This is a genomic window from Syntrophotalea acetylenica (assembly GCF_001888165.1).
In the GTDB taxonomy this organism is placed as follows: domain Bacteria; phylum Desulfobacterota; class Desulfuromonadia; order Desulfuromonadales; family Syntrophotaleaceae; genus Syntrophotalea; species Syntrophotalea acetylenica.
The window spans coordinates 1,012,248-1,036,804 of sequence record NZ_CP015455.1; the positions used below are offsets into that span (position 1 = coordinate 1,012,248).

Below are 24,557 nucleotides of genomic sequence, written 5' to 3' on the forward strand. Positions count from 1 at the left end.
TTAGCCTGTCCTTTTTTATCGTGGAGACAGGATGGATCAATGAACAGGTTGCGTTATCTGACCGCAGGTGAATCTCACGGTCCCGAGCTCACCGCCATTGTCGAAGGGTTGCCGGCTAATCTGGCTCTGGAAGAGCATGAAATCAATCGGGACCTGGCGCGCCGGCAGCAGGGTTATGGTCGCGGCGGCCGCATGCAGATAGAAACAGACCAGGCACGTATCCTTTCCGGGGTGCGCTGGGGCAGGACGCTTGGTTCCCCTGTAACGCTTTCCATCCGCAATCGCGACTGGGAAAACTGGGGAAGGAAAATGTCCCCGGCGGCCGACGATTTTGTCGAGGGCATCGCCATTACCCACCCCCGGCCCGGTCATGCCGACCTCAGCGGGGTGATCAAATACCGCCAGCAGGATGCCCGTAATATTCTGGAGCGCTCCAGTGCCAGGGAAACCGCCGCCAGGGTGGCGGTCGGAGCGCTGTGCAAGAAACTTCTCGCCGAGCTGGGGGTTTCGGTTCTTGGTTACGTGACCGAAATTGGCGGTGTGGTCGCCGACAGCGTTCCGGAAGATTACCGGGAGCGCTTTGCCCTGAGCGAGGAATCGCCCTGTCGCACTTTCGATGGACAGGCCGAGCAGCGCATGATCGAGGCCATCGATCGGGCCCGGGAGCAGGGGGATTCCCTTGGTGGCGTGGTAGAAGTCGCGGTACTGGGAGCGCCGGTCGGGCTTGGCAGTTACGTTCAGTGGGACAGGCGCCTTGACGGGCGGCTGGCCTGGGCGATGATGAGCATTCAGGCTTTTAAAGGGGTGGAGATAGGCCTCGGATTCGAGGCGGCCAGGCGTCCCGGATCGCAGGTTCATGACGAAATTTACTACCAGGCAGATGCCTTTATCCGCAACACCAACCGGGCCGGCGGCCTGGAGGGGGGAATGAGCAACGGCGCGCCGATCGTGGTGCGTGGCGCCATGAAACCCATCCCCACGCTTTACCGGCCGCTGCAGACAGTCGATTTCCGGTCCAAGGAGGCCTTTGCGGCGGTGGTGGAACGCTCCGATGTGTGCGCCGTGCCGGCGGCCGCGGTGGTTGCCGAGGCGGTGGTGGCCATTGAAATGGCCCAGGCCCTGCTGGAAAAGTTCGGCGGCGACGCCGTGGAGGAAGTTCAACAGAATCTTCAAGCCTACCGTGACTATGTCAAGGGGGTTTGACGGTATTGATTGCATGGGGTGCGAAAGCTTGAAATTGGAACGATTGAAATTGGGGCTTGGCGAGCGCAGTTATTCGATCTGGATCGGCGGCGGCATCCTGTCCGATCTGTCGCAGGCTTTGGAGGAAGTGAAATTCCCCCGCAAAGTCGCTGTTGTGGCCAATCCCCGCGTTCAAGCCCTGTATGGCGGAGCGCTTGCCGACGCCCTGTGCGCCTGCGACCGCGAATATCATTACATCACCATAGCCGACGGTGAGCATTACAAGAACTGGTCCACGCTGCAGACCATTTATGATGCCCTTATCGCTCTCGATTTCGACCGCCATTGCGGACTGATCGCTCTGGGTGGGGGCGTGACCGGCGATATCAGCGGCTTTGCCGCCGCCACCTTTTTACGCGGCATCCCCTATATTCAGGTGCCGACAACCCTGCTGGCGCAGGTGGACAGTTCCGTCGGAGGTAAAACCGCCATCAATCATCCTCGGGGGAAAAATCTCATCGGCGCATTTTACCAGCCTCGCCATGTGCATATCGATGTTCATACCCTGCAGAGCCTCGATGCCAGGGAGTTTGCCGCAGGCATGGCGGAGGTCATCAAATACGGCGTCATCCGCGACCGAAGTTTTTTCGACTGGCTGCATAACCATCGGAAAGACCTGCGGAAACGGAAAGATCAGGCCCTGGTGGAGGCGGTAAAGAGGGCTTGTCAAATCAAGGCCAATATTGTAGAAATTGACGAAAAAGAGAGCGCTTTAAGGGCCATCCTCAATTTCGGACACACCTTCGGCCATGCGGTTGAGAGCCTGTCCGAATACCGTGTGTACCGGCACGGCGAGGCCGTTGCCATCGGGATGGTGGTTGCAGCCCGTATCTCGTGTCAGCTGGGGCTCTGTTCAGCCGATGACATCGACACCATACGTGATCTTTTACGGGCTTTCGATCTTCCGGTTGATCCGCCCGATTATCCCCTGGATGCCTGGCTCGATGCCATGAAGCATGACAAGAAGGTACAAAGAGGTGTTTTGCGATTGGTCCTGAACAAGGGGGTGGGTGATTGCCTGGTGCGGGAGATTGCCGATCCCGCTCCGCTGTTTGCCGATGCCCTGAAAGAGCTCAAACCATCAAGGTGAAACGATGACAAAAGAACAGGCAACGCAATTGCTGGGAACAATCGCGGGGTATCTGGAAATTCTCCGGAAGGATCCGCATTCCACGACCTTTGTGCCGTTAAGCGACGCCTACCGGAACCTTGGCATGCTCGACGAGGCCTTGGCCATAGCGCGCCAGGGCATCGAGGCGCTGCCTTTTTTCAGTCCCGGCTATGTGGTGCTTGGTCGTGCGCAGATGCAGTGCGGCGCGCTCGAGAGTGCCGCCTGTTCCTTTGAAAGAGCCCTTCAAATCGACCCGGGCAGTGTGACCGCCCTGAAAAACATGGCCAAGCTGTGTGTTTTTCGTGGCCAGCGGGCCCGGGCTCTTGAATTGTACGAACGTGCCGCGGAACTTGCTCCGGAGGATCCGGTGCTGGCCAATCTGAAGGCATCCTTGCAGCCGGCTGCCGAAATGGCCTGCCATGCCACCTGCGAGACTGACGCCGCTGAACCGGAGCAGCAGGAACCGGTGTTTGCCACGGCCACGGTAGCCGAACTCTGTCTTCGTCAGGGTCACCTGGAGAAGGCGCATGCCATCTATCAGAACTTGCATCAGGCCAACCCTGCCGATGAAGCCATTCGCGAGCGCCTTGCGCATGTCGCGTCCCTGCTGGGGGCCGAAGCCCTAGACACGGCCGCCGAATCGACCTCGCATTCCGCCGGGACCGAATCTTCAGCGTCGGACGACGATGCGCCGCACGCTGTTGTTGCCACATTGCAGAAATGGTTGTTGGCCATCAAGGCAAGGAGGGAGCATGTTCAGAAGCATTCTGCGGGACATTGTTGAGCAAGCCGGCGGCGCTATCGGTTCGGCCCTGATGGGGTACGACGGCATCGCTATCGATCAGTATGAAAAACCCTGTGAAGGGATCGATTTGCAACTGGTCGCCGTTGAATATGCGAATGTGCTCAAGGAAGTCAGGAAAACGGTGGAAATTCTCGAAACCGGGGAAATGGAAGAGGTGGTGATCCGCACCGGGCGTTTTACCGTGCTGATTCGCGCCCTCAATGACGATTATTTCGTGACACTGACCCTGAAGCGCGATGGCAATTTCGGCAAGGCCCGCTATCTGCTGGCCAGGGAATCGGCCCGTTTGCGCGAGGCATTGGCGTAACGACGCCGATGCCATGGTTGCAATACCGATCATTTTTCCTTTCGGGATCTGGCCTTGCGGCTCGATTCCCTGTCAGATTTCGCGGCACTGTGCAGGTGCTTCTCTTCGGTTTTTTCTTTTTTCCGTGATATATGACAATAACGGTCGGGCGGCCATGCCCTGACGGTGGTCGATTGTGCCGGTGGCAGGCGATGATTCCGAACGAGCGGAGAGATTGAGTGCAAAGCGACTTTGTGGTAAAAAACAGAACGCAGAAGTTGCGGCAGCTGCTGCAACGCTTCGAGCTTGATGCCGCACTGCTCACCGGGCCGGCGAATCTGCGCTATTACAGCGGCTTCACCGGAACCGACGGCGCTTTGCTGGTCAACGGGAAAACGTCGGTCTTTCTGACCGATTCCCGATATACGAGCCAGGCCCGGCAGCAGGTGACGGCTGATCGCATGGTTGAATATCAGAGCAAAACCGGGGGGATCGCCGATCTTCTTGGCGAATTGCTCATAACTTCTTTAGGGTTTGACGCTGACAATCTCAGCTGCGCCCTGTTCGAGGAACTGCGGAGCAAGTGTCCAGGTGAATGCAACTGGCAATCCTTGCCCAGGGAATTCAAGGCGCTGCGCGGCATCAAGGACCAGACGGAAATCGCGCTGATGAAGCAGGCGGCCCGTGTTGCCGCCGAGGCTTTCGAGGAAATCCGCCCGCTGGTCCGTCCCGGTGCCATGGAACAGGAACTGGCCCTTGCCCTCGAATTCGCCATGCGGCGTCGGGGCGCACAGGATCGCTCCTTTCCTTTTATTGTCGCCTCCGGGGAGCGTGGGGCTCTGCCGCATGGCGTGGCGTCCGAACGCCGCCTGCGGGACGGAGAGCTGGTAACCTTCGATTTTGGCGCCATCTGGCAGGGATACTGTTCCGATGAAACGGTGACGCTGGCTCTGGGAACAGCGGATGTCCGGTTGCGGGAAATCTACGATATCGTATTCGAGGCACAGCAGCGGGCGTTGGCCGCCATCCGGCCCGGTGTGTCGCTGGCCGAAATCGATGGTACGGCAAGGGCGTATATCGGCGAGCGGGGTTACGGAGCGTTTTTCGGCCATGGGCTTGGGCACGGAGTCGGCCTCGAGGTGCATGAGTATCCTGTCGTATCGCCGCGTTCGACCGATGTCGCTGCGGAGGGAATGGTGTTTACGGTCGAGCCGGGAGTATACGTTCCCGGACTGGGGGGCGTGCGACTGGAGGAAACGGTGCTTGTCACCACGTGTGGGTATGAGCTGCTGACCACCATCGGCAAGGATTACTCCGCCGTTATGGTGTAAGACGATCCAAACGTAGCGACAACTTATTTTTAAGTTCAAGTGCAAGGAGGCAAGTCCTTATGGATATCAAAGATCTGAGAAATCTGCTGAAGATGGTGACGAACACCGATATCACGGAATTTGAATGGGAGCAGGGGGAAGAACGCATCGTTATCAAGCGTGGCCAGGTTGCCGGCGGCATGCAGGCAGCGGCGCCTTCCATGGTCATGAGCGCTGCGGCCGTACCGGTCGCACCTGCCCCGGGCGCTGCCGTAGCCGTGACGCCTGCCCCGGCCGCTGAAGAGGAAGAGGGCTTTGAAACCATCGAGTCGCCCATCGTGGGCACCTTTTACCGGGCACCTTCGCCGGATTCCGATCCGTATGTGGAGGTCGGCAGCGTTATTGAAAAAGGGCAGACCCTGTGTATTGTCGAAGCCATGAAGCTCATGAACGAGATCGAATCCGAGTTCAAGTGCCGCATCGTGAAAATCCTCAAGGAAAATGCGCAACCCGTCGAATATGGGGAACCCCTGTTTCTGGTCGAGCCCCTTTAGTCACGGTCGACGCTGCGTTGTCCGCGAAGGGCAGCCAAAACTGCTGAATACGGCGCGAATGGCCGCCCGCACTTCAGGTCGATGGATATCCGACGTTGCGCCCCCAGGGCAATCCCCCGTCAGGGCGGGTTGCATCAGGAGTTTCTATTCCCATGTTTCATAAGATACTTATTGCCAATCGTGGCGAAATCGCCCTGCGCATCATCCGCGCCTGCAAGGAACTGGGCATCAAGACCGTCGCCGTGCACTCCGACGTGGACGGCGAGTCGCTGCATGTCAAGCTGGCCGATGAAAGCATCTGCATCGGTCCGGCGCCGAGCAGCGCCAGCTATCTGAACATCAAGGCGATCATCAGCGCCGCCGAGGTGACCGACGCCGAAGCCATTCACCCCGGCTACGGGTTTCTGGCGGAAAACAGTGAGTTCGCCGAGATCTGTGAAGAATGCGGCATCACCTTTATCGGGCCCACACCGGAAAACATGCGCCTGATGGGGGATAAAATCCGGGCCCGGCAAACCGTCACCAAGGCGGGGGTACCGATCCTGCCCGGAACCACTGAAGGCGTCGCCACCATCGAGCAGGCCCGCCAGGTTGCTGACGGGATCGGTTATCCCGTGATCATCAAGGCAACCGCTGGCGGCGGCGGACGCGGCATGAAGGTTGTGCATTCTCCCGCCTCGCTCGCCAATGCTTTTGCCGCCGCCCGTTCCGAAGCCCAGGCCGGTTTTGGCAATCCCGAGGTTTATATCGAGAAATACTGCGAAAATCCCCGGCATGTGGAAGTGCAGATCCTGGCCGATAAGCATGGCAATGTCATTCATCTGGGCGAGCGCGATTGTTCCATCCAGCGCCGGCATCAGAAACTTCTGGAAGAGGCCCCCTGTCCGGTCCTGACCGAGGAGCAGCGCCGGCGCATGGGTGAATGCGCTGTGGCCGCCGCCCGGTCGGTCAACTATTCCAGCGTCGGCACCATGGAGTTTCTGCTCGACGGCAAGGGGGATTTTTACTTCATGGAAATGAATACCCGCGTGCAGGTCGAGCACCCCGTCACCGAAATGGTGACCGGCGTGGATATCATCAAGGAACAGATCCGCAGCGCCGCCGGTCTGCCTCTGGCCTACAAACAATCCGATATCCATATCAAGGGTCATGCCATCGAGTGTCGTATCAATGCCGAGCACCCCTTTAAATTCACCCCCTCGCCGGGCAGGATCGAAGGATATCACACCCCGGGCGGACTCGGCGTGCGGGTCGACAGCGCTGTTTACGATCAGTACAAGGTCCTGCCCCATTACGATTCGCTGGTGGCCAAGCTGATCGTGCATGCCGATACCCGCGAGGAAGCCATCCGCCGCATGGCCCGGGCTCTTGACGAATACATCATCGGTGGCATCCGCACCACCATTCAGCTGCACAAGCGCATCATGCAGAACAAGGAATTCAAGGAAGGGGCCGTCAATACGGGGTTCATGGATCGGTTGGTGTTCTGACGCACCGTGGTTTGACGATCATCGGTACCACCAGGATGGACTGGCACGGGCCGGGCGCTTAGCCCGGCCTGCGTTTTTCGGCGCGCTACCGCACCATGGAGGTATGTCATGAGGTGTGTCTGGCTCACATTGATTCTGGTGCCGCTGACCTTCTGCTGTGCCGCGGCCCAATCCCCCGATATGGGGCCTTGGCCAGAGGGGGGCGCATCGGTACTGACGTTGCGCGATGTTTTGCGCCTGGCCCTGGAACGCAACCTCGACCTCAAGGCGCAGCAGTACGAGACCAGGGCCAGCGATGCCGAAATCAGCAAGGCCTACGGTCTGTATGATCCGGTTCTCGGTCTTGAATATGCCGAGGGCGAGAGCCGGCAGCGCCTTAACCTCCAGTTTTACAGCGCCCAATCCAGCGAAAGATACCGGCGGTTCAATCTCGGCCTCCGGCAGAAAATCCCCACCGGCGGCGATCTGTATCTTGATTTTACCAATCAGCGGGCCGACCAGCAGCCTGCTCCCGGCCTGAATCCCTACTACGAGGGTGCCGTCACCCTGAGTCTCGTGCAGCCGCTGCTCAAGGGATTCGGCGGCACGGTTACCGAGCAGAATATCCTGTTTGCTGTCAAGGGCCGCGATATGGCTATCGAGGATTTGCGTGAGAGCGCCTTTCGCGTGGTTGCCGATACGCGCGATGCTTTTTTCGAGGCACTGCGGCTGCGCGACAATGTGGGTTACCGGCAGGCCTCCGTGGCTCTGGCCGACAGTCTGCTGCGGGAAAACCGGGCCAGGGTTAAAGCCGGGGTGTTGCCCCGGGTCGACGAACTGGAGGCCGAATTCGGCCTCAAGCAGCGACAGCGGGATCTGCTTGACGCCGATCGGGAATATCTGGACGGATTGGACGCGCTGGCGTTGCTGCTCGACATCCAGGACGAAATCGCCCTGCCCGATGTGCCGCCAGGGATCCCGGATGCCGTTGCGGATGTGCAGCAGGGGGTCGCTCAGGCTCTGGCCAAACGTCCGGATGTGCAGCGGCGGATGCGCGATATCGAACGGCTGGAGCTGCAAAGCCGCATCGCTGGCAACGCGGTGCTGCCCGCGCTCGATCTGGCGGCCGCCTATGGGCACCGGGGGCTCGGGCAGGATTACAGCGACAATCTCCGGGATATCGGCTCGGACGATTTTCGCAACTGGGAAATAGGCTTGACCCTTTCCTATCCCCTTGGCAACCGCGAAGCCCGTCACGAATACCGGCGCAGTGAGTTTGAACGCAAGGGCCGCCAGGCGCAGCTCACACAGCTGAAAAACCGTGTCCGCACCGAGGTCCGGGCCGCCATCCGCCTGCTGGAGGTGAGCCGCAAGAAAATCGATGTCACAAGCAGCCAGCTGGCATTCGCCGAGGAAAAGCTGCGTACCCTGCTCAAGCGCAGGGAGGTGGGGCTGGCGACCACGCGCCAGGTTCTGGAAGGGGAGGAGGACCATGCCCTGGCCCAGACCGAGCAGGCGGCCGCCATGACCGATCTGCACAAGGCCGTAACAGGTTATTACAAGGTTACCGGCCAACTGCTTGAACGGGAGGGCGTGCGTTTCGTCGACACCTTCCACAATGAAGCGGCCTCGCTGCTCGATAGCGGCCGGCCATGAGTCTGCGCGTCGGGCACATTGCCTATGCCAACTGCGTCCCCTTTTTCCACCATCTGGAGGCTGCCGGCTTTCAGGGGGTCATTCGCCCCGGGGTGCCGGCGCAACTCAATGCCCTGCTGGCCGATGGCCGCATCGATCTGAGCCCCTCGTCCTCCTTCGAGTACGGAAGGCACTGGCGCCGCTACGGCCTTTTGCCGGATCTCTCCATCAGCGCCTGCGGGCCGGTGCGCAGTGTGCTGCTTTTTTCTTCCAGCCCTTTTGACAAACTCGCCGGAGTTCCCGTTGCCCTGACCGGCGAATCGGCCACCTCCATCAATCTTCTGAGACTGCTCTGCCTGGAATTTTACGGGTTTCCATTGCGTGAGATGACCGACTGCCGACAGCCGGTGGAGGAAATTATTGCCGCCGGAGGCTCGGGACTTCTCATCGGGGATCGGGCTCTCAAGGCCGCCATGCGGTCCGGCGCTGCTTATGTCCACGACCTCGGTGAACTCTGGTGGCGTCACACCGGTCTGCCTTTCGTGTTCGCCCTGTGGATCGTACATCGCGATGCCATGCGGCGCAAAGCTTTGGAATTAAGGCAGTTCCAGCGGCAGTTACATGTTTCCCTGGACCGCGCCCTGTCCGACCTTCATCATCTCTCACGCCAAAGCGCAGAGTCCTCCTGGCTCGGCATCGCGCAACTTGCAAACTACTGGCAAGCCATGTCCTACGAATTTACCGACTGGCACCGGCAGGGCCTTGAACGCTATTTTCATCTGGCCGTCAAACATCGCCTGCTGCCGGAAATGCCGCAATTTAACTTCGTTGCGTCCGTTTTATAGAGAGCGCCTTTTGAGTTGACGCTGACAGGTGAATCCACTAGTATGGCTGCGTTTTCCATGCCCGGGTGGCGGAACTGGCAGACGCAAGGGACTTAAAATCCCTCGGGAGTAATCCTGTACGAGTTCGATTCTCGTCCCGGGTACCATAATAAAAGCAAGGGGTTAGCCAATGATTGGCTAACCCCTTGCTTGTCTTTAAATTGTTAAATTTAAGTTTTGTGCCTATTCTGTGCCATTCAGCTACAACTCTTTACAACAAATCACAGCAAGTTTGTTTACTCGAGCACTAAAAACTTACCGCGGTGATTGAGAAAATCCCCCCTGCTAAGAGTCAGATTGGAGTGGCTTCAAGTGAGATCTAACTGCCGCCGCAGTCTTCGCGAGACAAGCTTTGGACATTTCTGGGGCCTTTTTTGCTTTATGTTCGTCACTGATATGGGAATATCTGAGAGCCATTACAAGTGTCTTCTGCCCAAGGAGTGCCGCAACTTCGGCAAGGGTACATCCGCTTTCGGTGAAGTAAGACCCCGCGGAATGGCGGTTGTCATGAAATCTATAATTCTCAATCCCTGCTCTTTTTAACGCATTTTTCCAAGCATTTTCGAAGTCCATAGGCTTTGAGGGATTTTTTGATCCCGGGAATAACAATCCTGTGGATAGGTTTCTATGCTCATACAACCATTCCAAGTAGGGGAACAGTTCATCAGACACGGTCAAGGTAATCATGTTATCCCTTTTCATCCGCGAGCGAGGGATTTGAACTGTTCGTTCGCTGAGGTTGACTTCGCTTTCATGGAGCCCCACTAGAGAATTCCTTCGCAACCCTAATCCAATGGCGAGCATGAACAGGGGGAGTAGACGCTTATTGCGGCTTTTTCCACAGGCCTCCGCTAACAACGGCAATTCAACTTTTCTGTCCAGAAATCTGCCTGGTGTATCTGGTTCTGCGAGTTGTGCTATCTGTTTAACAATATTAAATGGTAGCCAGCCTAGGCGTTGTACCCCGAATTGAAATGCCATTCGCAGTGAGGACATATATCTGTTCGCTGTTGAGGGAGATCGTAGTTTCCCACGATATGTTGTTTCGTTAAGCAACTCTTCCCTTGCAAGACATATATTGACGGCTTCCACCTCAAAGAGTTTGAGTGTTCCTAAGTGAGTCTGCCACCAGTTCAAATGTTCTTTAAGCTTTTTATAGCCTTTAGGTTTCTCTCTTTCCATAGACTTGAGGTAGTGCTTGAATAAGTCAGCTACGGAACGTTTTTGCGCTTCATTGTTCGGGAAACGTCCAAGATCGAACTGGTCCTCCTGTTTTTGGGCCCATTTTTTAGCGTCGGTTTTCCTTTTAAAGGTCCTGGTTATCTCCTTGTTTTTAATTCTGACACGGGCCGTAAAGGTGTTTCCCTTTTTACCGTTGTTCATGCGAATTTGAGCCATTTTTCCTCCGTTAAGAAGAAAGACTCGGCAAGATGTTTGTCGAGTCTTTCTTCTTAGATATTTGTATTTTTTGTGCTGTCGTTATAGTCGTAAGTCAGAACATAAGTTTAGACCATGATTCTGGTAGAAAACCTTACGCAACTTTACGAAGATGGATAGCAGGTGTGACTTGCACTCCCCTGATAGAATAGTGCCTCATGATCACAGTTTTTCCGGAGTGGATGGTTCTTGTTGTTTTCTCACCCATTCAAAAAACCGATCCTCATCGATTAATACCGTTCTTCCAACCCTTGAAACACAATTCGAAAAGCCATTCTCCTTCTCATTGAAAATTAAATGACGAAGTCCACCGATCGGAGGCCAAGGATGATAATCATTCCACTTTGTAACAGGTATGAGTCTAGTGTTTGTGCCGACCGAGTTATTTGACAAGTTCATAAAATATCTCCTTGTTGCCTTAGTGATTAAGTTATGTGCGAATACCGTTTATGCACATCGAAAACTCTGTTTATATAATGGTGCCAAAAAACAAAATTAAATCAATAAAAACCTAGTATATGAATGATAGAAATAAGTATCTTGTGGAACTTACGAAAACTATATGTTCGTATGATTGTTAATATGAACAACGTGAATAGCAATACCGGTGCCAACATTCGTAGATATTGTTTGTGTTTCAGTTGTGGTCTTGTAAGTCCCTGCGAAATAAAGATTATTTATTTTCCGGTCTTTTTGGGTTTTTCATGAATGGTGGGGGCAAGGCGGGAGTTTGGCCTACGGTGGAGAATATTTTGAAAGGAAGTTGAAATATTATCTCGATTCATACAAAAAAATTTTCGTTTTAGAAAAAATATTTTTCTAATTTAAAAAAACAGTGTAAATGCAGGACCTTACAAGTTCAGCATCATCAAATATTTTTGATGGTTTAAATTGGAGTTTAAATCATGAGGTGTTTGATGGAAAATCATGTCTCGACTTCACAATAGCGGACATTGACCATTACCTAAGCGGTCTTTTTGAAAAATTGCCCCTCTTCAGTCGTCTGGGCTTTGTAGCCATTGGACGAATGGTTCCCTCACATGGGTTCTTGCTCGCAAAACCATGGCCGATGCATCCCGCGCCGTCGGTTCGATCCCTTTCAAAAAAAGCAGTTATATATCAATCCGCAGCGAGACCCTTCAGGCACACGGGATTTTTCCTTCACTGCAAATTGGGAGCGGTGCTCGGTTATGATCCCGAATATCGATGAGGGTCCGTAGAGAAGATGGCCAAAGGTTTTTTAAGAATGACGCGCTCCCGCTGAAGGCGTTCATTCAACAACTTTGACACTGCTTCGGGCGACGGTGGATTAGTTCGGCCAGTAAAGGCAGCATCTTGTTGGACCTGTTGCTTCTAAATTTAGCCCTTCAAAGCCCTGTAGGTAATCCTTGGGTTTCATTCAGCCTGACGAAGGCCGAGACCATCTTCAATAACCTGACGAACAGCCTCGAGTATAATGTCTGGTTCGTATTTTAGATGATTGCTCAGAAATATACCTCACGTTCTCGTTAGGATATGCGGGGTGTCCATAAAAGCGAAGATAACTCAATGATCCAAAAATCATATGTCCCCCCCCCTCGGAATGACGATCATTGCTCCCTGCAAGAAAGCGCAAATTGCTCAAGGCGTTCTGTAAACAAAAGTCCACATTCATCCCGATTTGCTAAAGGGTATGAATTCAACCATCCGACTATTGCGATGCGGCCCAATATCGATAATCACTGCTTTCACCCAGGCAACCAACGGGATACAGTTGATTACATAAACGAACAACTTAAACCGTTCGATTTTGTTCGGTAGAGTCTTGATCTGCATTGTCTTTCTCCCGTTTGGATTTGATAGTTTTCGCAAAAAGCATCGTATCTATCCAGGAAAGGCACTGCTTTAATTTTCACCACCACCCACCCACAGATTCTGCGTTGGAAGCGCAAGCTATAAGGTGTTTACAGTTTACTTTTTGTTTTTTCGACGCTTTTTTCGCTTCCTTTGGCTCTTGTTTCGTTTTGCAGGTTTTCCTTGAGACAGCGATTTTGAATCTTTAACCTGTGGAGGTATTGGCCTATGTTTTTCTGTGCCTGTAGTCTGTCGGTTGTGCCCTTGCACATCATTGGATTGCTCTTCTTGTAGTTGCTGCAGGACCTGCTGCAAGAAAATTAGCAATTGGTGCGGCAGCGGTTGTTGGCGCACTTGAGAAAGGTCTTTGGCCTGATTGGCTGAAAATTGTCTGGCGGCCTCTATTAGACACCGAACCAAGCCTTGTTCGATCGGCCTGATGTCCTTCCTTAAAGCAAGTGGCCTCCGCTTACGGTTTAGCTCTTCCTGTAGTCTTTGTACTTCCGCCCGTGCCGCGTTCACTTCATCCTTTAACGTTGCGATCTCCAGAAGGTGAGATAATCGGTCCCGCTCCTTAAGGAAGTGGTTGATTCTTTTTGTGTCCCCCGCCAAGTAGTTTTTAATTGCCGCTGCTGTAACGCTTAATCCCTGCTTTTGTATCGATTCTATTGCCTCTAAATACTTCTCATCGCTAAGACTTGGACAACAGTTCATTTTGTCACCTCCACTATTTTTATTGTAAAACTCATATATCCTACTTTTCAGAAGGTAAGAATAAATAGTTTAGGCCGTACAGAATAATATTTAAATTATAGATGAGTGCTTTGTGCTTAAGGCCAAATCGAAGTCTCTAGGCCTAGAAATTGTCATATGGTCAGTCCGAAAACAAAGCAAGTAGTCCGGTTGCTGTGGAAAAGATTTTGTGAATAGTTCATGTATATTCCATCTCGTTAGTCCTGACGCACCTATTTGTTGAGTAGTAGGTTGTTATACTAGTCAAGCAAGTGGATAATAAAAAAACACCGAAACCTATCGTGATAACAATATTATTCAAAACATATATAAACTACGTCTCAGTTGTCGTTGACATTGGTGAATTTATGGCTGGAAGATTGAGGTCTGGACAAGTATTTTGGATTGACTTGTTGTTTAGGTGATTCTGTAACCATCCCCTAAGGTAGGGCCATCAATTTATAGAGTTTTCCCGCATACTCAACGATTTAAGGGAGGGCTTATAGGTGCGGAAATCTTGATTTAGACAAATGCAGATCCTTGAAATGCTCAAAGAGATCAAAGTCGGGCGTATTGTCAAAGGTATTTGCCGCGAACATGGCATCTCGGATGCTACCTACTACAACTGGAAATTAAAATATGGCGACATGGAGGCCTCCAACATCAGGCGCCTCAAAGGTCCTGGGGAGGAGAATCACAAACTAAGGCAGATGTTTGTCGCTCTCAGCCTCGAAACCAGTACGTTCAATTATGTCATCGGAAAAAAACTTTAACGCCGATAGAAAAACGCTTCCTGATCATTTACCTTCGTTAGGAACGCGCTTTAAGCTAACGAGCAGCTTGTCGGGCGCTTTCCTTGAGTCGATCTGTTTATGTTTATCGACCGGCCCCAAAAAGGACCAGCCTGTGATTTACCTGCTACAGGAACTTGCCGAAAAATATCCTCGCTATATCTTCAATAAACTCTTTGAACTCACCCGTTGGCGTGGCAATAGCTGGAACCACAAGCGTGTCTACAGTGTTTATTGCCATTTGGAACTGAATTTTTCCGCATGGGCATAAAGAGGTTGACGAACCGCAACCCGGAACCCTTGCCGGTACTAGCCTCGGTTATCCAGTGCTGGTACATCGACTTTATGAGCGATGTTCTTTGGTGTGGCCAGCGATTCAGAACATTCAACGTGCTGGATGACTTCAATCGCGAGGCACCTACTATTGATATAGATTTAAATTATCCTGCCCAACGCGTTATCCGCACGCTGGACCGGATAGCTGTCTGGCGAGGTTGTCCGGCAAAGTTGCGTCGGAGTTTATTTAGCTGAAACTTGCCATCTAGGCCGAAGATTACGATGTCGAACTAGGGTTCTTTATGCCCGGCCAGTGACTCAAGATTCATTTATCAAACCGATTATCGGACCTGTCGTAACGATGCCCCCGATTCATATGTCTTTCATCGACCATAAGGGGGGCGAGAAGGAGCCGACAACTGGATCATAGAATATAACGAAATCAGACCTCACGATTCGTTGGGAAAATTGGCGCCAAAAAAATGTCTAGAAGCAAAATAACCGCCGGAGCTCTCTATTTATCGGTGGCCTTAAAAGAGAGAGCTTTGCAGCCTGACATACTCCACGTTTCATAGGGAGGAGTTTGTTTCTTTAGGGCGTGAGGGAAATCTTTTATGCGCGAGGTGGCTTTACTGATAGAGGGGGGAGCTAAAAAGGAAGTTTTTAGACCGAAGGAACAGGTCTAAAAGGGTAGACATTAGACGTCTAAGTAGCAGTTTTTAGTTACTTCGGTAAAAAGGCTTCTGAGACACGACGTTACTTCTTTTTGTTAACAAGGCAGTTTTTAGACTCGACGAGGGGTATCTTGGGTGATTTTTTCGGTATGGAAAATTAGACACCAAATTATTCCCAGTTTTTGTTTAAGCCTTTTTTGAAAAATTGAGCGGTGTTGTCAAGGTAGTTGTTGGTGTGCCAAGAAGGTGAAGCCGCAGGATTTGGCTTAGCCATGCTGCACCAGTGATGAGGGATAGGCCCCTCGGTGTCGTCTATCAGGAGGAGACACCAAACCACCCTGAGCTGCGGCCTAAAGAGCGACCGTGGTGAGCGTCATGGGAAAAGGCAGGAGGAAAAAAACTGTCAGGTATGAAATACGGAGACGAACGCAAGTGAACCATCCAGGAAGTGTCGATAATTGTAAACGATGTCAAAACCGGGGTCTCGACAACACCCCAGGACAAGTCAGACGGCGACCTGAGTTTTGGTCTGGCGGCATCAGCATAGAGGTGGCGTGACCTTATTTCAGGCACTGGAGTGGAACTTGGGAAGCTGTCGTTCCGATGCTAAGGGAGCGGTTCAAGCGGAGAACCCGCAAGAGCCTGAGTACCAATGCGGAGCACAGTGGCGGAGTCATGCGTAGTAGCGATGAAGGAGTTGTAATGACTGTGGAGCAAAGGCATGACCTTATCCGGTTTTTGGGGATGCGACAATCGTGAAGCGGGAGGATCCTTTGCCCAAAGCCAAACCCTTTGAGATACCCAAGCGGGTTGTCTGGGAAGCTTGGAAACGCGTGGCCGCCAATAAAGGCGCACCGGGCGTGGATGAGAAGAGCATAGAGGCTTACCGGAGCTGCTTGGGCGATAATCTCTATACCTTGTGGAATCGGATGAGTTCGGGGAGTTATTATCCTCAACCGGTACGGCAGGTCTTAATACCCAAAGGGGAAGGAAATTTCCGCCCCCTGGGCATACCGACTGTGGCCGATCGGACCGCTCAGATGGTCGTCAAGATGATACTCGAACCGAGGTTGGAGCGAGTATTTCACCCCTCATCCTATGGTTATCGTCCAAAGCGAAGTGCAAAGCAGGCGGTCGCGCAAGCGCGTCGTAACTGCTGGAACCATGACTGGGCGATCGACTTGGATATCAGGGCCTTCTTTGACACCATTGACCATGAACTGATGATGCGTGCGGTAGAAAAGCACGTACCGGAGAAATGGATCCAACTCTACATCCAACGCTGGTTGGAGAGTGAAGTTGAGCTGGCAGATGGAACGATAGGAACACGGAACTGCGGAACTCCGCAGGGTGGTGTCATCAGCCCACTGCTGGCGAATCTCTACCTGCACTATGCCTTTGATCACTGGATGCAGCGGAATCATCCGGCCATACCGTTTGAGCGGTACGCGGATGATGTGCTCTGCCACTGTCGAAGTCAGAAGGAGGCTGAGGCGCTCTTAGAAGCGCTACGAGAAAGACTGTCCGATTGCAGGCTGGAGCTACACCCGGCAAAGACGAAACTGGTCTACTGCAAGGATGGGAAGCGAAGGGCAAAGTATGCCCATACCCGCTTTGATTTCCTCGGATTCAGCTTTCATGGACGAACCGTACAGGACAGGCGCGGGAACCTTTTTACGGGTTTCAATCCAGCAGTGAGCCGAAAGGCACTGAAACGGATGAACCAAGCAGTCCGAGACCTCAAAATCCACCGTAGAACGAGCTTAACTCTTCAAGAGTTGGCTGCCCTCCTCAATCCAATGGTACGAGGATGGGTGGGATACTATGGAACCTTCTACCCAGAACCGCTGCGACGGTTTCTGGTTAGACTGGATCTGAGACTAGGACGCTGGGCAAGGAAGAAGTACAAGACCTTGCGAAGGAGAAAGCAGCGCTCATGGGCATGGCTCAAGCGCTGCAGAAAGTCTTCCCCGCGGTTGTTTGTACATTGGGAATATTTGTTCTCATAAGGCGATGGATAAGAAGAGCCGGATGAAGCGAGAGTTTCACGTCCGGTTCTGTGAGGGCCTGAGGGGGAGGTTCCTTCGGGCTACTCGACCTCCTGTTGATTACGCAGTCTTATTGCAAAGGTCGCCTTCGGGTGGCCTTTTTGGTTAAGGGGGTAACCGTACAGTTCCGATTGTTCCCCAGTTGCGAGTTTGACAGGGCCAGCTACCAGAGTTCCTTTGCGGGGCTAACTTGTAAAGTTCTTGGCGTTTGTTCAGCCTACCTTTTCCCTAACCAGCGGTCGGGGTGCTGGTGGTCGGCTTGAACAGGAAGTGGGAGGCCGGGGTCAGAGAACACCGTTTGAAGATACGCTCTTTAACTATTAGCACCTTGCTCACCACCGTTTTTAGTTTGTCCTAGGCCCTCTTGCAGCAAGCCCTTCTGTAGAACGAGAAAGCCTGAACGTGGGCATCTAGAACCATCCCCAATCTCTCACACAAATAAGCTAGGCAAAAAACTTGCGACTATGACAACAGCGGAACTGGCGACCTTGATCTGGACCTTTCCACCTCTCAGCTCGACCGGTTCATAGCTCCAGTCGAATTGAAACCCCTCTTCCGGCGCAAAATCCAAGGGAACGAACGCCATGCTCGCCCCATTGATCTGCTGTCGCCATTTTTTGTCCCATAAGGTCTCACGTCAAACAGTGTTGCAGATAAAGGTTGACACGGAAAAGTAACACCTGATAGTTTGTTAGTTATCCAACCAAAGTTGGTTATCCAACCAAACGGTTGGCCAGCTAAGCCTAGAGGTTGTGTCCCGATAAATAACAAGAAAGCGCGCCTGCTGAAAGCGGGCAATTTTGTGGGTTTGGCTGGTTCGCGGCGGATGCGGAAGGAAGGAGGTGGCGGCGAGAAGATAAAGGGATGGCAGAACTGGTTGTCGCTGACAGGCTGCCGGAGGGTTTCTGGAGTGCTTAGAAGGATATGAAACTTTCTTGTTTGTCTGGTTGGTAATTGATGGAAGGTCAATTCAAGAAATGGAGTGGGTTATCAAATGGCTGTGAAAACTTTGAAAAGCTTTCTGTTTGTAGTAGTGGCGCTGTGCGGTCTAAGTCTTGTCGGTAATGTGGACACTGCTCGTGCTGGACTGATTCCCTATAGTTTCATTCAACCTCACGATTTTCAGCTTCCGATAGGGAAGGAAGTTCCGGCTGGTGGCCTCGATTTGTATGTTTCCTATAACACCTATAGGGAAGAGGGAAAAGCTTGGGATGGTGACAGTGGTACTCGGAGCGTGTTTCTAAACCTTAACCGCTACATACACGTATGGACGGTCGAAGGATTGGATAACTGGAGCTTTCTTACCGAGGGTGTAGTTGGTCTCGGAAGGGTGCTGACTAAAGACGATAATAGCGAAACTGGGCTGCTGGATACAATGGTCGGTGGTGCCGCTGCGTATAGAACGGGTAACTGGACAAGCGTCCTTGAATACTTTCTGTTCATGCCTACCGGTAGCGATGAGCTGTCTTCGAATTCCTGGAACCACAGCCTTACCTATCTGACAAACTACCACGTAGGTGCTTTCACTTTTGACGGTTCCGTAGGTTACCAGCTTAAGGGGGACAGCAAGGTAGGCGGTACTCACATTGAGCAAGGAGACACCTTTTACGTTAATACTGTTTTTGCTTACAAGTTTCAGGACCTCATAGAGCCTTACATTAAGGTTGATTACCAGACAACCGAGTCTGGAAAGAATAAGAATACCGGCGATTCTATTTCCAGCCAGGATGAGCTTGCTGTGGGGATTGGTAACCACTTCACGTTAAGCGACAGACTGACTCTTGCGCTGTCGTATGAAAAAGGCGTTTCGGGAAGAAATACGACTAAAACAAATGCCGGTTGGGCTCGCTTTATCTGGGTTTTCTAACGTTTGTTTAGGCAGCGTAACGTTGAGTCCGGGCGGGAGTCTGCTGTCGTTAGACTGTCGTTCTTGGGCTCTTGGGAAGAGAAGTCAATTATTTTTTTAACTCAACAAAAAGGTACTTGGGTCGGAGGGTAGTCCTGTTGACCCGCTAAGCACTAGGAGGTACAAAATGGCTAGCAAGAAGCACGTTGTCTGTCAGTCCTGCGACATTAATTGTGTTGTAGAGGCTGAAGTGAAGGCTGACGGTAAGATCCAAACAAAGAGTATCTCAGAGCCTCACCCGACAACTCCCCCCAATAGTATTTGTATGAAGTCGGTGAATGCGGACACGATCAGGACTCATAAGGATCGTGTGCTCTATCCTCTGAAAAACGTGGGTAGTAAGAGGGGAGAGCAAAGGTGGGAGCGAATCAGTTGGGACCAGGCATTGGATGAAATTGCCGAAAAGTTGAAAAAGATTATAGCGAAATACGGTCCGGAGTCCCTTGGTGTAAGCCAGACTGAGATTAATCAGCAAAGCGAATATGGAACGCTCCGGAGATTCATGAATCTCTTGGGTAGCCCGAACTGGACTGCCGCCATGTATATGTGTATCGGGAATACAGCCGGAGTTCATAGAGTAACTCATGGAAGTTACTCTTTTGCGAGTTTTGCCGACTCTAATTGCCTTTTGTTCATTGGTAAAAATCTCAGTAATCATAATTGGGTCTCCCAGTTCAATGACCTTAAGGCTGCTTTAAAAAGAGGCTGCAAGCTTATTGTGCTTGATCCGCGCAGAACCAAGGTCGCAGAGATGGCGGATATTTGGCTTCCTCTTCGGTATGGAACAGATGCAGCTCTATTTCTCGGGATGATTAACGTTATCATCAATGAACAGTTGTACGACAAAGAGTTTGTTGAAAACTGGTGTGTTGGGTTTGAAGAGCTTAAAGAACGGGTTCAGGAATATCCTTTAGACAAAGTTGCGGAAATAACCGGATGCGATGCTGGAGAAATCAGGAAAGCGGCTGTTATGTTCGCAACTGAGAGTCCCGCATCCATACCTTGGGCTGTTTCAACTGATATGCAGAAAAATAGTTGTTCGGCGATCCGCGCCCAATGTATTTTAAGGGCAATTGTCGGCAGCTTTGTGAATGGAGCGGAGATTTTGGGGGCCCCTCATTCGGATCTGGTGCCCATTTCCAAAATTCAGATGCACGAAGCACTGCCTGAAGAAAAGAAAAAACTTCAGCTCGGTACAGAGACGTACCCGTTCCTTACATACACGGGGATGAGCGCGTTGGAAGAGCCGTCAGAAAGAGTGTATGGGGTGAAATATTTCCATAATATGGGCGCGTTTATGGCCAACCCGACTGCTCTTTTTACGGCTATGGCTACCGAAAAACCGTATCCTGTAAAGGCCTTTTTTGCGCTCGCCAGCAATGCGCTGATGGGCTATGCAAATCAGCAAAACGCACTTAAGGGCCTCATGAATCAGGATTTGGTTGTTTGTTATGATCAGTTCATGACGCCTACAGCGCAGCTTGCCGATTATGTTCTCCCTGGTGACCACTGGCTGGAGAGGCCTGTTGTCCAGCCGAATTGGGAGGGCATTCCTTTCGGCAATACTTCCCAGCAAGTTGTCGAACCGGCTGGCGAAGCCAAGGATGAGTATTACTTCATCCGAGAGCTGGCCGTCAGGATGGGCCTTGAAGAGCATTTCCCATGGAAGGACCGGCTTGAATTGATCAACTATAGGATAAGCCCGACTGGTATGGAGTGGGAAGAGTACCAGAAACAATACACCTATATGTCTAAGCTGCCTGATTACTTTGGACCGGAGGGGGTAGGCGTAGCGACTCCATCAGGAAAAGTTGAGCTGTATTCAAGTGTATTTGAAAAGCTTGGTTATGATCCATTGCCGTACTACCATGAGCCGCTGCAGACTGAAATAAGTGATCCGGAACTTGCGAAGGAATATCCTTTAATCCTTTTTGCTGGTCTGCGTGAAGATTCAAACTTTCAATCGTGTTATCACCAGCCTGGGATACTTAGAGACGCAGAGCCCGATCCTGTTGCCTTGCTTCATCCAAAAACTGCGCAGTCCCTTGGACTTCCCTCCGGCGAATGGATCTGGGTTGAGACAACTCATGGGAGGTTGAAGTTGCTCCTCAAGCATGATGGTGCGCAGCCGGAAGGTACGATAAGAATACCCCATGGACGGTGGTGCCCTGAACAGGAAGGGGGGCCTGAGACTGGATTTAGTGGAGCCATGCTGCATAATGATGCCATGGTATTAAGTGATGATGACTGGAATCTCGATCCGGAGCAGGGTTTGCCAAATCTTAGAGGCGGTATTCTTGCGAAGGCATATAAATGCTGAAAAAGGCTTGTGGATAGGTAGGTGGGGTATTGCAGCAGGCTGCCAGTCGATCGATTTTACGTGCCGAGCGTTTGATGAGTGAGGCGGATTGTGCAGATTTTCTGCCGGAGGTAGACCGCCGGCTTGCAGGATTGGTTCTCATTCTTTGAGTTACAGGATGTTCTGGTAAATCGGATTTCTTGGAAACCACCCCACTTCGGTGGCCATGCCTTCTCCTTCAGAAAGGATACTTTGTGTTTGGGGGAGGCATGGTCACTACCCTTACTTTGTTGAGGCAGATGAGTGATCACCCTATTGGCAAAATTAGTGCTTACGTGTCAGGTCCCGCATGATTCCTGACCTGTTTATGGAAAAGTTCCATTTTCTTTTTTTGCCAATCTTTTCGACAGTAAACAACGCATAGATTTCTAACGTCCCGTAGGGTTTCATGTTTGGGAGGATGCTGCGATAAAAGGGAATTCGTCATTAATAACCGGCATTATCCTCGTTGGCGGATAGAACCGTCGTATGGGAACCGATAGGGCATTCCTAAAAATCGAAGGCATTTCCCTTTTTAAACGGGTCCTCCAAGTTATGGAGTGACCTGCCCCACCTGATAGGTCTACTTCGAATGTTAGTGTAGCGCAACCCTGTCGGTTTCCAATGCCGCTGCTTGAATAGGCAGCGGCATTATTGTTTCGGGTACTGGTGGACGGTAGCCGAGCGAACTGTGTGGACGGATTGTGTTGTAATGTCATCGCCACTGTTCAATCAGAATCTTGTCCTCCTTGAGGGTATAGAAAATCTCCCCATTGAGCAACTCATCCCTCAGTTTACCGTTGAAGGATTCATTGTAACCGTTCTCCCAAGGGCTGCCTGGCTCAATGAATAACGTCTTGGCCCCGAGACGCTCCAACCAGCCCCTGACCAGCTTTGCCGTAAATTCTGCGCCATTATCAGGCCGGATGTAGCCAGGCGTCCCTTGATGCAGAAACAGGTCAGACACTGTCTCCACCACATCGTTCGAGTTAAGTTTTGATCAACCCGCATGGCCAGGTACTCCCGGCTGTATTCGTCAATCACGGTCAGCATCCGGAAGACTTTGCCATCGTGCGTTCGATCCTGGACAAAGTCATAGGCCCAGACATGATTTCGATATTCGGGTCGCTTGCGAATACAGGACCCGTCATTGAGCCAGAGTCGGCCTCGTTTTGGTTGTTTCTGTGGGACCTTTAGTCCCTCCCGTCGCCAGATCCGTTCTACCCGCTTGTGGTTGACCGTCTATCCGCCATGTTGAATGAGGGCGGTAATACGCCGATAGCCATAGCTGCCATATTGACTGGCCAATTCAATAATGGCTGCTGTCAGCGAGCCTTCGTCTTCTCGTGGCTGGGGTGGTCGTCTCTGTACGGATCGGTTGTTGGCCTAAGACGCGACATGCCCGCCGCTCCGAGATACGTAATCTTTCCTGAACGGCATTCACGCAGGCCCGGCGACGCTCAGGACTTAGAAGTTTCCCTTGGCTGCTTCCTGCAGTATCAAAGTGCTCATCCCGCCATACTCTTTGCGCCAGCGGTAATAAGGCACTTCACTCACTCCGATTGCTTTGATTGCTTGAGCCACGGTCTGACCTTGACCGATCAAAATGTCTTCTTCACGCAGTTTGGAAATGATCTCTTTGGGACGGTAACGTTTCTTCGCCATGTTCTTCCTCCTTGTCAAATCCGGTCTTGGGACTTAACACAAAAATGGACCGATTTGCTGGGAGAAGGTAACAAGTGCTGAGGTGGATCAATTTGGGTCGATGATTGCCCTCGAAGGTGGGGAGGTTTTGGATGGCAATTAACAAATAAGGTCAAAAAGGGACATTTTTGCATGCCGATTGAAAAAATAGGTTGACTCGGGAAAGCAGGGCCTGATAGTGTGTTGGTCAACCAACCAAATTTGTTTTAAGTTTGTTGTTTGCGAAGGTATTTGGTTCTGTATTGAATAGTTTGTAAACCAAGTAGTTGCAGTGCAGCAAGAACCGTTTTGTTCGACCTAGATATAGCTTTTAGAATTATCAAGTAGTTGAGTAGCCTCCGCACATGAAAAGCTAGTCTTTACCTCCTTGGAATCCCAAGTGGGGGGACCTCCTCTCTCCCCACTTGGATCTTTTTTGACTAGCGGTTAAGGCTTTAGAAAGTTTGTTTTAACTTTTTCTAGAGGTGTGCAGGTCGAGTCATGAGCTTTCAAGTTACATGGTTGTTCATAGCGAAGGCAAAATGCTCTAACAGTAAATTGTTGAGTTTGTTTTTTGTAGGAATATTGAATCATGTATTGAATAGTTTGTTGGTCAAGAAGTTGCGGTGTAGATAGAAACTTTTTTGTTTTCCCTAGATATGGCATTTACAACTGCTCAAATAGTTGAGTAACCCCCACACACGTAAAAGCTAGTCTAGTTTTATCCTACCTATGTAATTCCAAGTGGGGGGGTTACTCCTCCCTTTCCTCTCCTACTTGGAGATATTTTGCATCCAAACATTGGACTTTCCAGAGAGTTTTTAGCAAGGACTTGGCCTTCAAATTCACAGGTACTGCAAATGTCGTTCTCTGATCTCGTGTCTTACATAATTAATAATAACGCTAGTCACTTTCTTGTGCCGCTGTCAGAAAAATTTGACGTAAACATCTGGAACGCCGCCATGAACGAAGCCTTCAGGCAAATGGGGCTCGTTAATAAATGAAGCGCGGTATAGCTGTTTGATTTTTGCGGTGATTGTGACGTTCTGATAATTACATTTTTTTGTTAGCCGTCACGGGGCTTCGGGCCGGGCCGAGAGCCTGTGACGCAGGTGGCTGTTTTGCAGGTGACAGCCTGGCTTAAGCCCGGAACCGCACTAGCGGTTTCCGGGCTTAAGTCGTTTCAGGGGGCAAAGCCTGTGGTTGGCGTCATGGTCAGCGAGTCATCCGGCAAGCGAGTTTGTAAGCAGCAATGGGGCTGAGTTGTTACCTTTTTGCTTGGTATAGAGGTTAAATATGGAACATCGTATCAAGATTTGCATGGGCAGTTCCTGCTATAGCCGCGGCAATCAGGAGAACCTGGAGCGCATCGAACGCTACCTGAACTATCGTCAGGTCAACTGCGCCATCGACCTGCGCGGCAGCCGTTGTGAAGGACGCTGTTTTGAAGGGCCGAACATCGAGATTAACGGCCGATTGTTCGGTGGAGTCAAAGCCGAGACCATCGAGCAGTTGCTCGACCAGCAACTGGGCTTGTATTGAC

Annotated in this window: 15 protein-coding genes, 1 tRNA gene and 2 pseudogenes; 15 read left to right on the top strand and 3 right to left on the bottom strand. The window is 51.7% G+C overall.

What is annotated here, in order from left to right:
- Positions 1-39: 39 nt before the first annotated feature.
- The 10 genes from aroC to A6070_RS04620 all read left to right on the top strand — a co-directional run bounded on the left by aroC (position 40) and on the right by A6070_RS04620 (position 9,403).
- Positions 40-1,203, top strand: coding sequence for a chorismate synthase (aroC, locus tag A6070_RS04575; protein WP_072287261.1), 1,164 nt, complete (start codon positions 40-42; stop codon positions 1,201-1,203).
- 28 nt (positions 1,204-1,231) lie between these two features.
- Positions 1,232-2,332: a 3-dehydroquinate synthase gene (aroB, locus tag A6070_RS04580; RefSeq protein ID WP_083558864.1), complete on the top strand. Its 1,101-nt coding sequence runs from the start codon at positions 1,232-1,234 to the stop codon at positions 2,330-2,332.
- 4 nt (positions 2,333-2,336) lie between these two features.
- On the top strand, positions 2,337-3,137 hold the full coding sequence (locus A6070_RS04585; protein ID WP_072287263.1) for a tetratricopeptide repeat protein: 801 nt from the start codon (positions 2,337-2,339) through the stop codon (positions 3,135-3,137).
- Positions 3,106-3,465 (top strand): roadblock/LC7 domain-containing protein, encoded by a 360-nt coding sequence (locus A6070_RS04590; RefSeq protein ID WP_072287264.1) that lies wholly within the window; start codon positions 3,106-3,108, stop codon positions 3,463-3,465. The genes A6070_RS04585 and A6070_RS04590 overlap by 32 nt, the downstream gene beginning before the upstream one ends.
- A 218-nt stretch (positions 3,466-3,683) precedes the next feature.
- On the top strand, positions 3,684-4,775 hold the full coding sequence (locus tag A6070_RS04595; RefSeq protein ID WP_235605408.1) for a M24 family metallopeptidase: 1,092 nt from the start codon (positions 3,684-3,686) through the stop codon (positions 4,773-4,775).
- Between the two features lie 59 nt (positions 4,776-4,834).
- On the top strand, positions 4,835-5,308 hold the full coding sequence (gene accB, locus A6070_RS04600) for an acetyl-CoA carboxylase biotin carboxyl carrier protein (RefSeq protein ID WP_072287265.1): 474 nt from the start codon (positions 4,835-4,837) through the stop codon (positions 5,306-5,308).
- Between the two features lie 152 nt (positions 5,309-5,460).
- Entirely contained in the window at positions 5,461-6,798 is a 1,338-nt protein-coding gene (gene accC / locus A6070_RS04605) for an acetyl-CoA carboxylase biotin carboxylase subunit (RefSeq protein ID WP_072287266.1), read from the top strand.
- 108 nt (positions 6,799-6,906) lie between these two features.
- A complete protein-coding gene (locus A6070_RS04610; protein ID WP_072287267.1) occupies positions 6,907-8,433 on the top strand; it encodes a TolC family protein in 1,527 nt (508 codons plus the stop codon).
- Positions 8,430-9,257 (top strand): menaquinone biosynthesis protein, encoded by an 828-nt coding sequence (locus tag A6070_RS04615; protein ID WP_072287268.1) that lies wholly within the window; start codon positions 8,430-8,432, stop codon positions 9,255-9,257. Before A6070_RS04610 ends, A6070_RS04615 begins: the two co-directional genes overlap by 4 nt.
- 59 nt (positions 9,258-9,316) lie before the next feature.
- A tRNA-Leu gene (locus tag A6070_RS04620) sits at positions 9,317-9,403 on the top strand.
- A gap of 178 nt (positions 9,404-9,581) precedes the next feature.
- On the opposite strand, the gene A6070_RS04625 is transcribed toward A6070_RS04620, so the two are convergent.
- Positions 9,582-10,694 carry a tyrosine-type recombinase/integrase gene (locus tag A6070_RS04625; RefSeq protein ID WP_072287269.1) on the bottom strand — a complete coding sequence of 371 codons (1,113 nt, stop codon included), beginning with the start codon at positions 10,692-10,694 and terminating at the stop codon, positions 9,582-9,584.
- Positions 10,695-12,683: 1,989 nt separating this feature from the next.
- On the bottom strand, positions 12,684-13,280 hold the full coding sequence (locus A6070_RS04635; protein ID WP_072284960.1) for a hypothetical protein: 597 nt from the start codon (positions 13,278-13,280) through the stop codon (positions 12,684-12,686).
- Positions 13,281-13,828: 548 nt separating this feature from the next.
- On the opposite strand from A6070_RS04635, the pseudogene A6070_RS15100 reads away from it, so the two are divergent.
- The 4 genes and pseudogenes from A6070_RS15100 to A6070_RS04660 all read left to right on the top strand — a co-directional run bounded on the left by A6070_RS15100 (position 13,829) and on the right by A6070_RS04660 (position 21,313).
- Positions 13,829-14,866 (top strand): annotated as a pseudogene (locus A6070_RS15100) (transposase).
- A 946-nt stretch (positions 14,867-15,812) separates the two neighbouring features.
- Complete coding sequence (gene ltrA, locus A6070_RS04650; RefSeq protein ID WP_072284961.1) at positions 15,813-17,048, top strand: group II intron reverse transcriptase/maturase; 1,236 nt, start codon at positions 15,813-15,815, stop codon at positions 17,046-17,048.
- 1,033 nt (positions 17,049-18,081) lie between these two features.
- Positions 18,082-18,954, top strand: a complete 873-nt coding sequence (locus A6070_RS04655; RefSeq protein ID WP_072284962.1) for a transporter — start codon at positions 18,082-18,084, stop codon at positions 18,952-18,954.
- A 166-nt stretch (positions 18,955-19,120) separates the two neighbouring features.
- A complete protein-coding gene (locus A6070_RS04660; protein WP_072287270.1) occupies positions 19,121-21,313 on the top strand; it encodes a molybdopterin-dependent oxidoreductase in 2,193 nt (730 codons plus the stop codon).
- 613 nt (positions 21,314-21,926) lie between these two features.
- On the opposite strand, the pseudogene A6070_RS15105 reads toward A6070_RS04660, so the two are convergent.
- Positions 21,927-22,996 (bottom strand): annotated as a pseudogene (locus A6070_RS15105) (IS3 family transposase).
- Between the two features lie 1,314 nt (positions 22,997-24,310).
- On the opposite strand from A6070_RS15105, the gene A6070_RS04675 reads away from it, so the two are divergent.
- A complete protein-coding gene (locus tag A6070_RS04675) occupies positions 24,311-24,556 on the top strand; it encodes a (2Fe-2S) ferredoxin domain-containing protein (RefSeq protein ID WP_072282367.1) in 246 nt (81 codons plus the stop codon).
- Position 24,557: the final 1 nt, after the last annotated feature.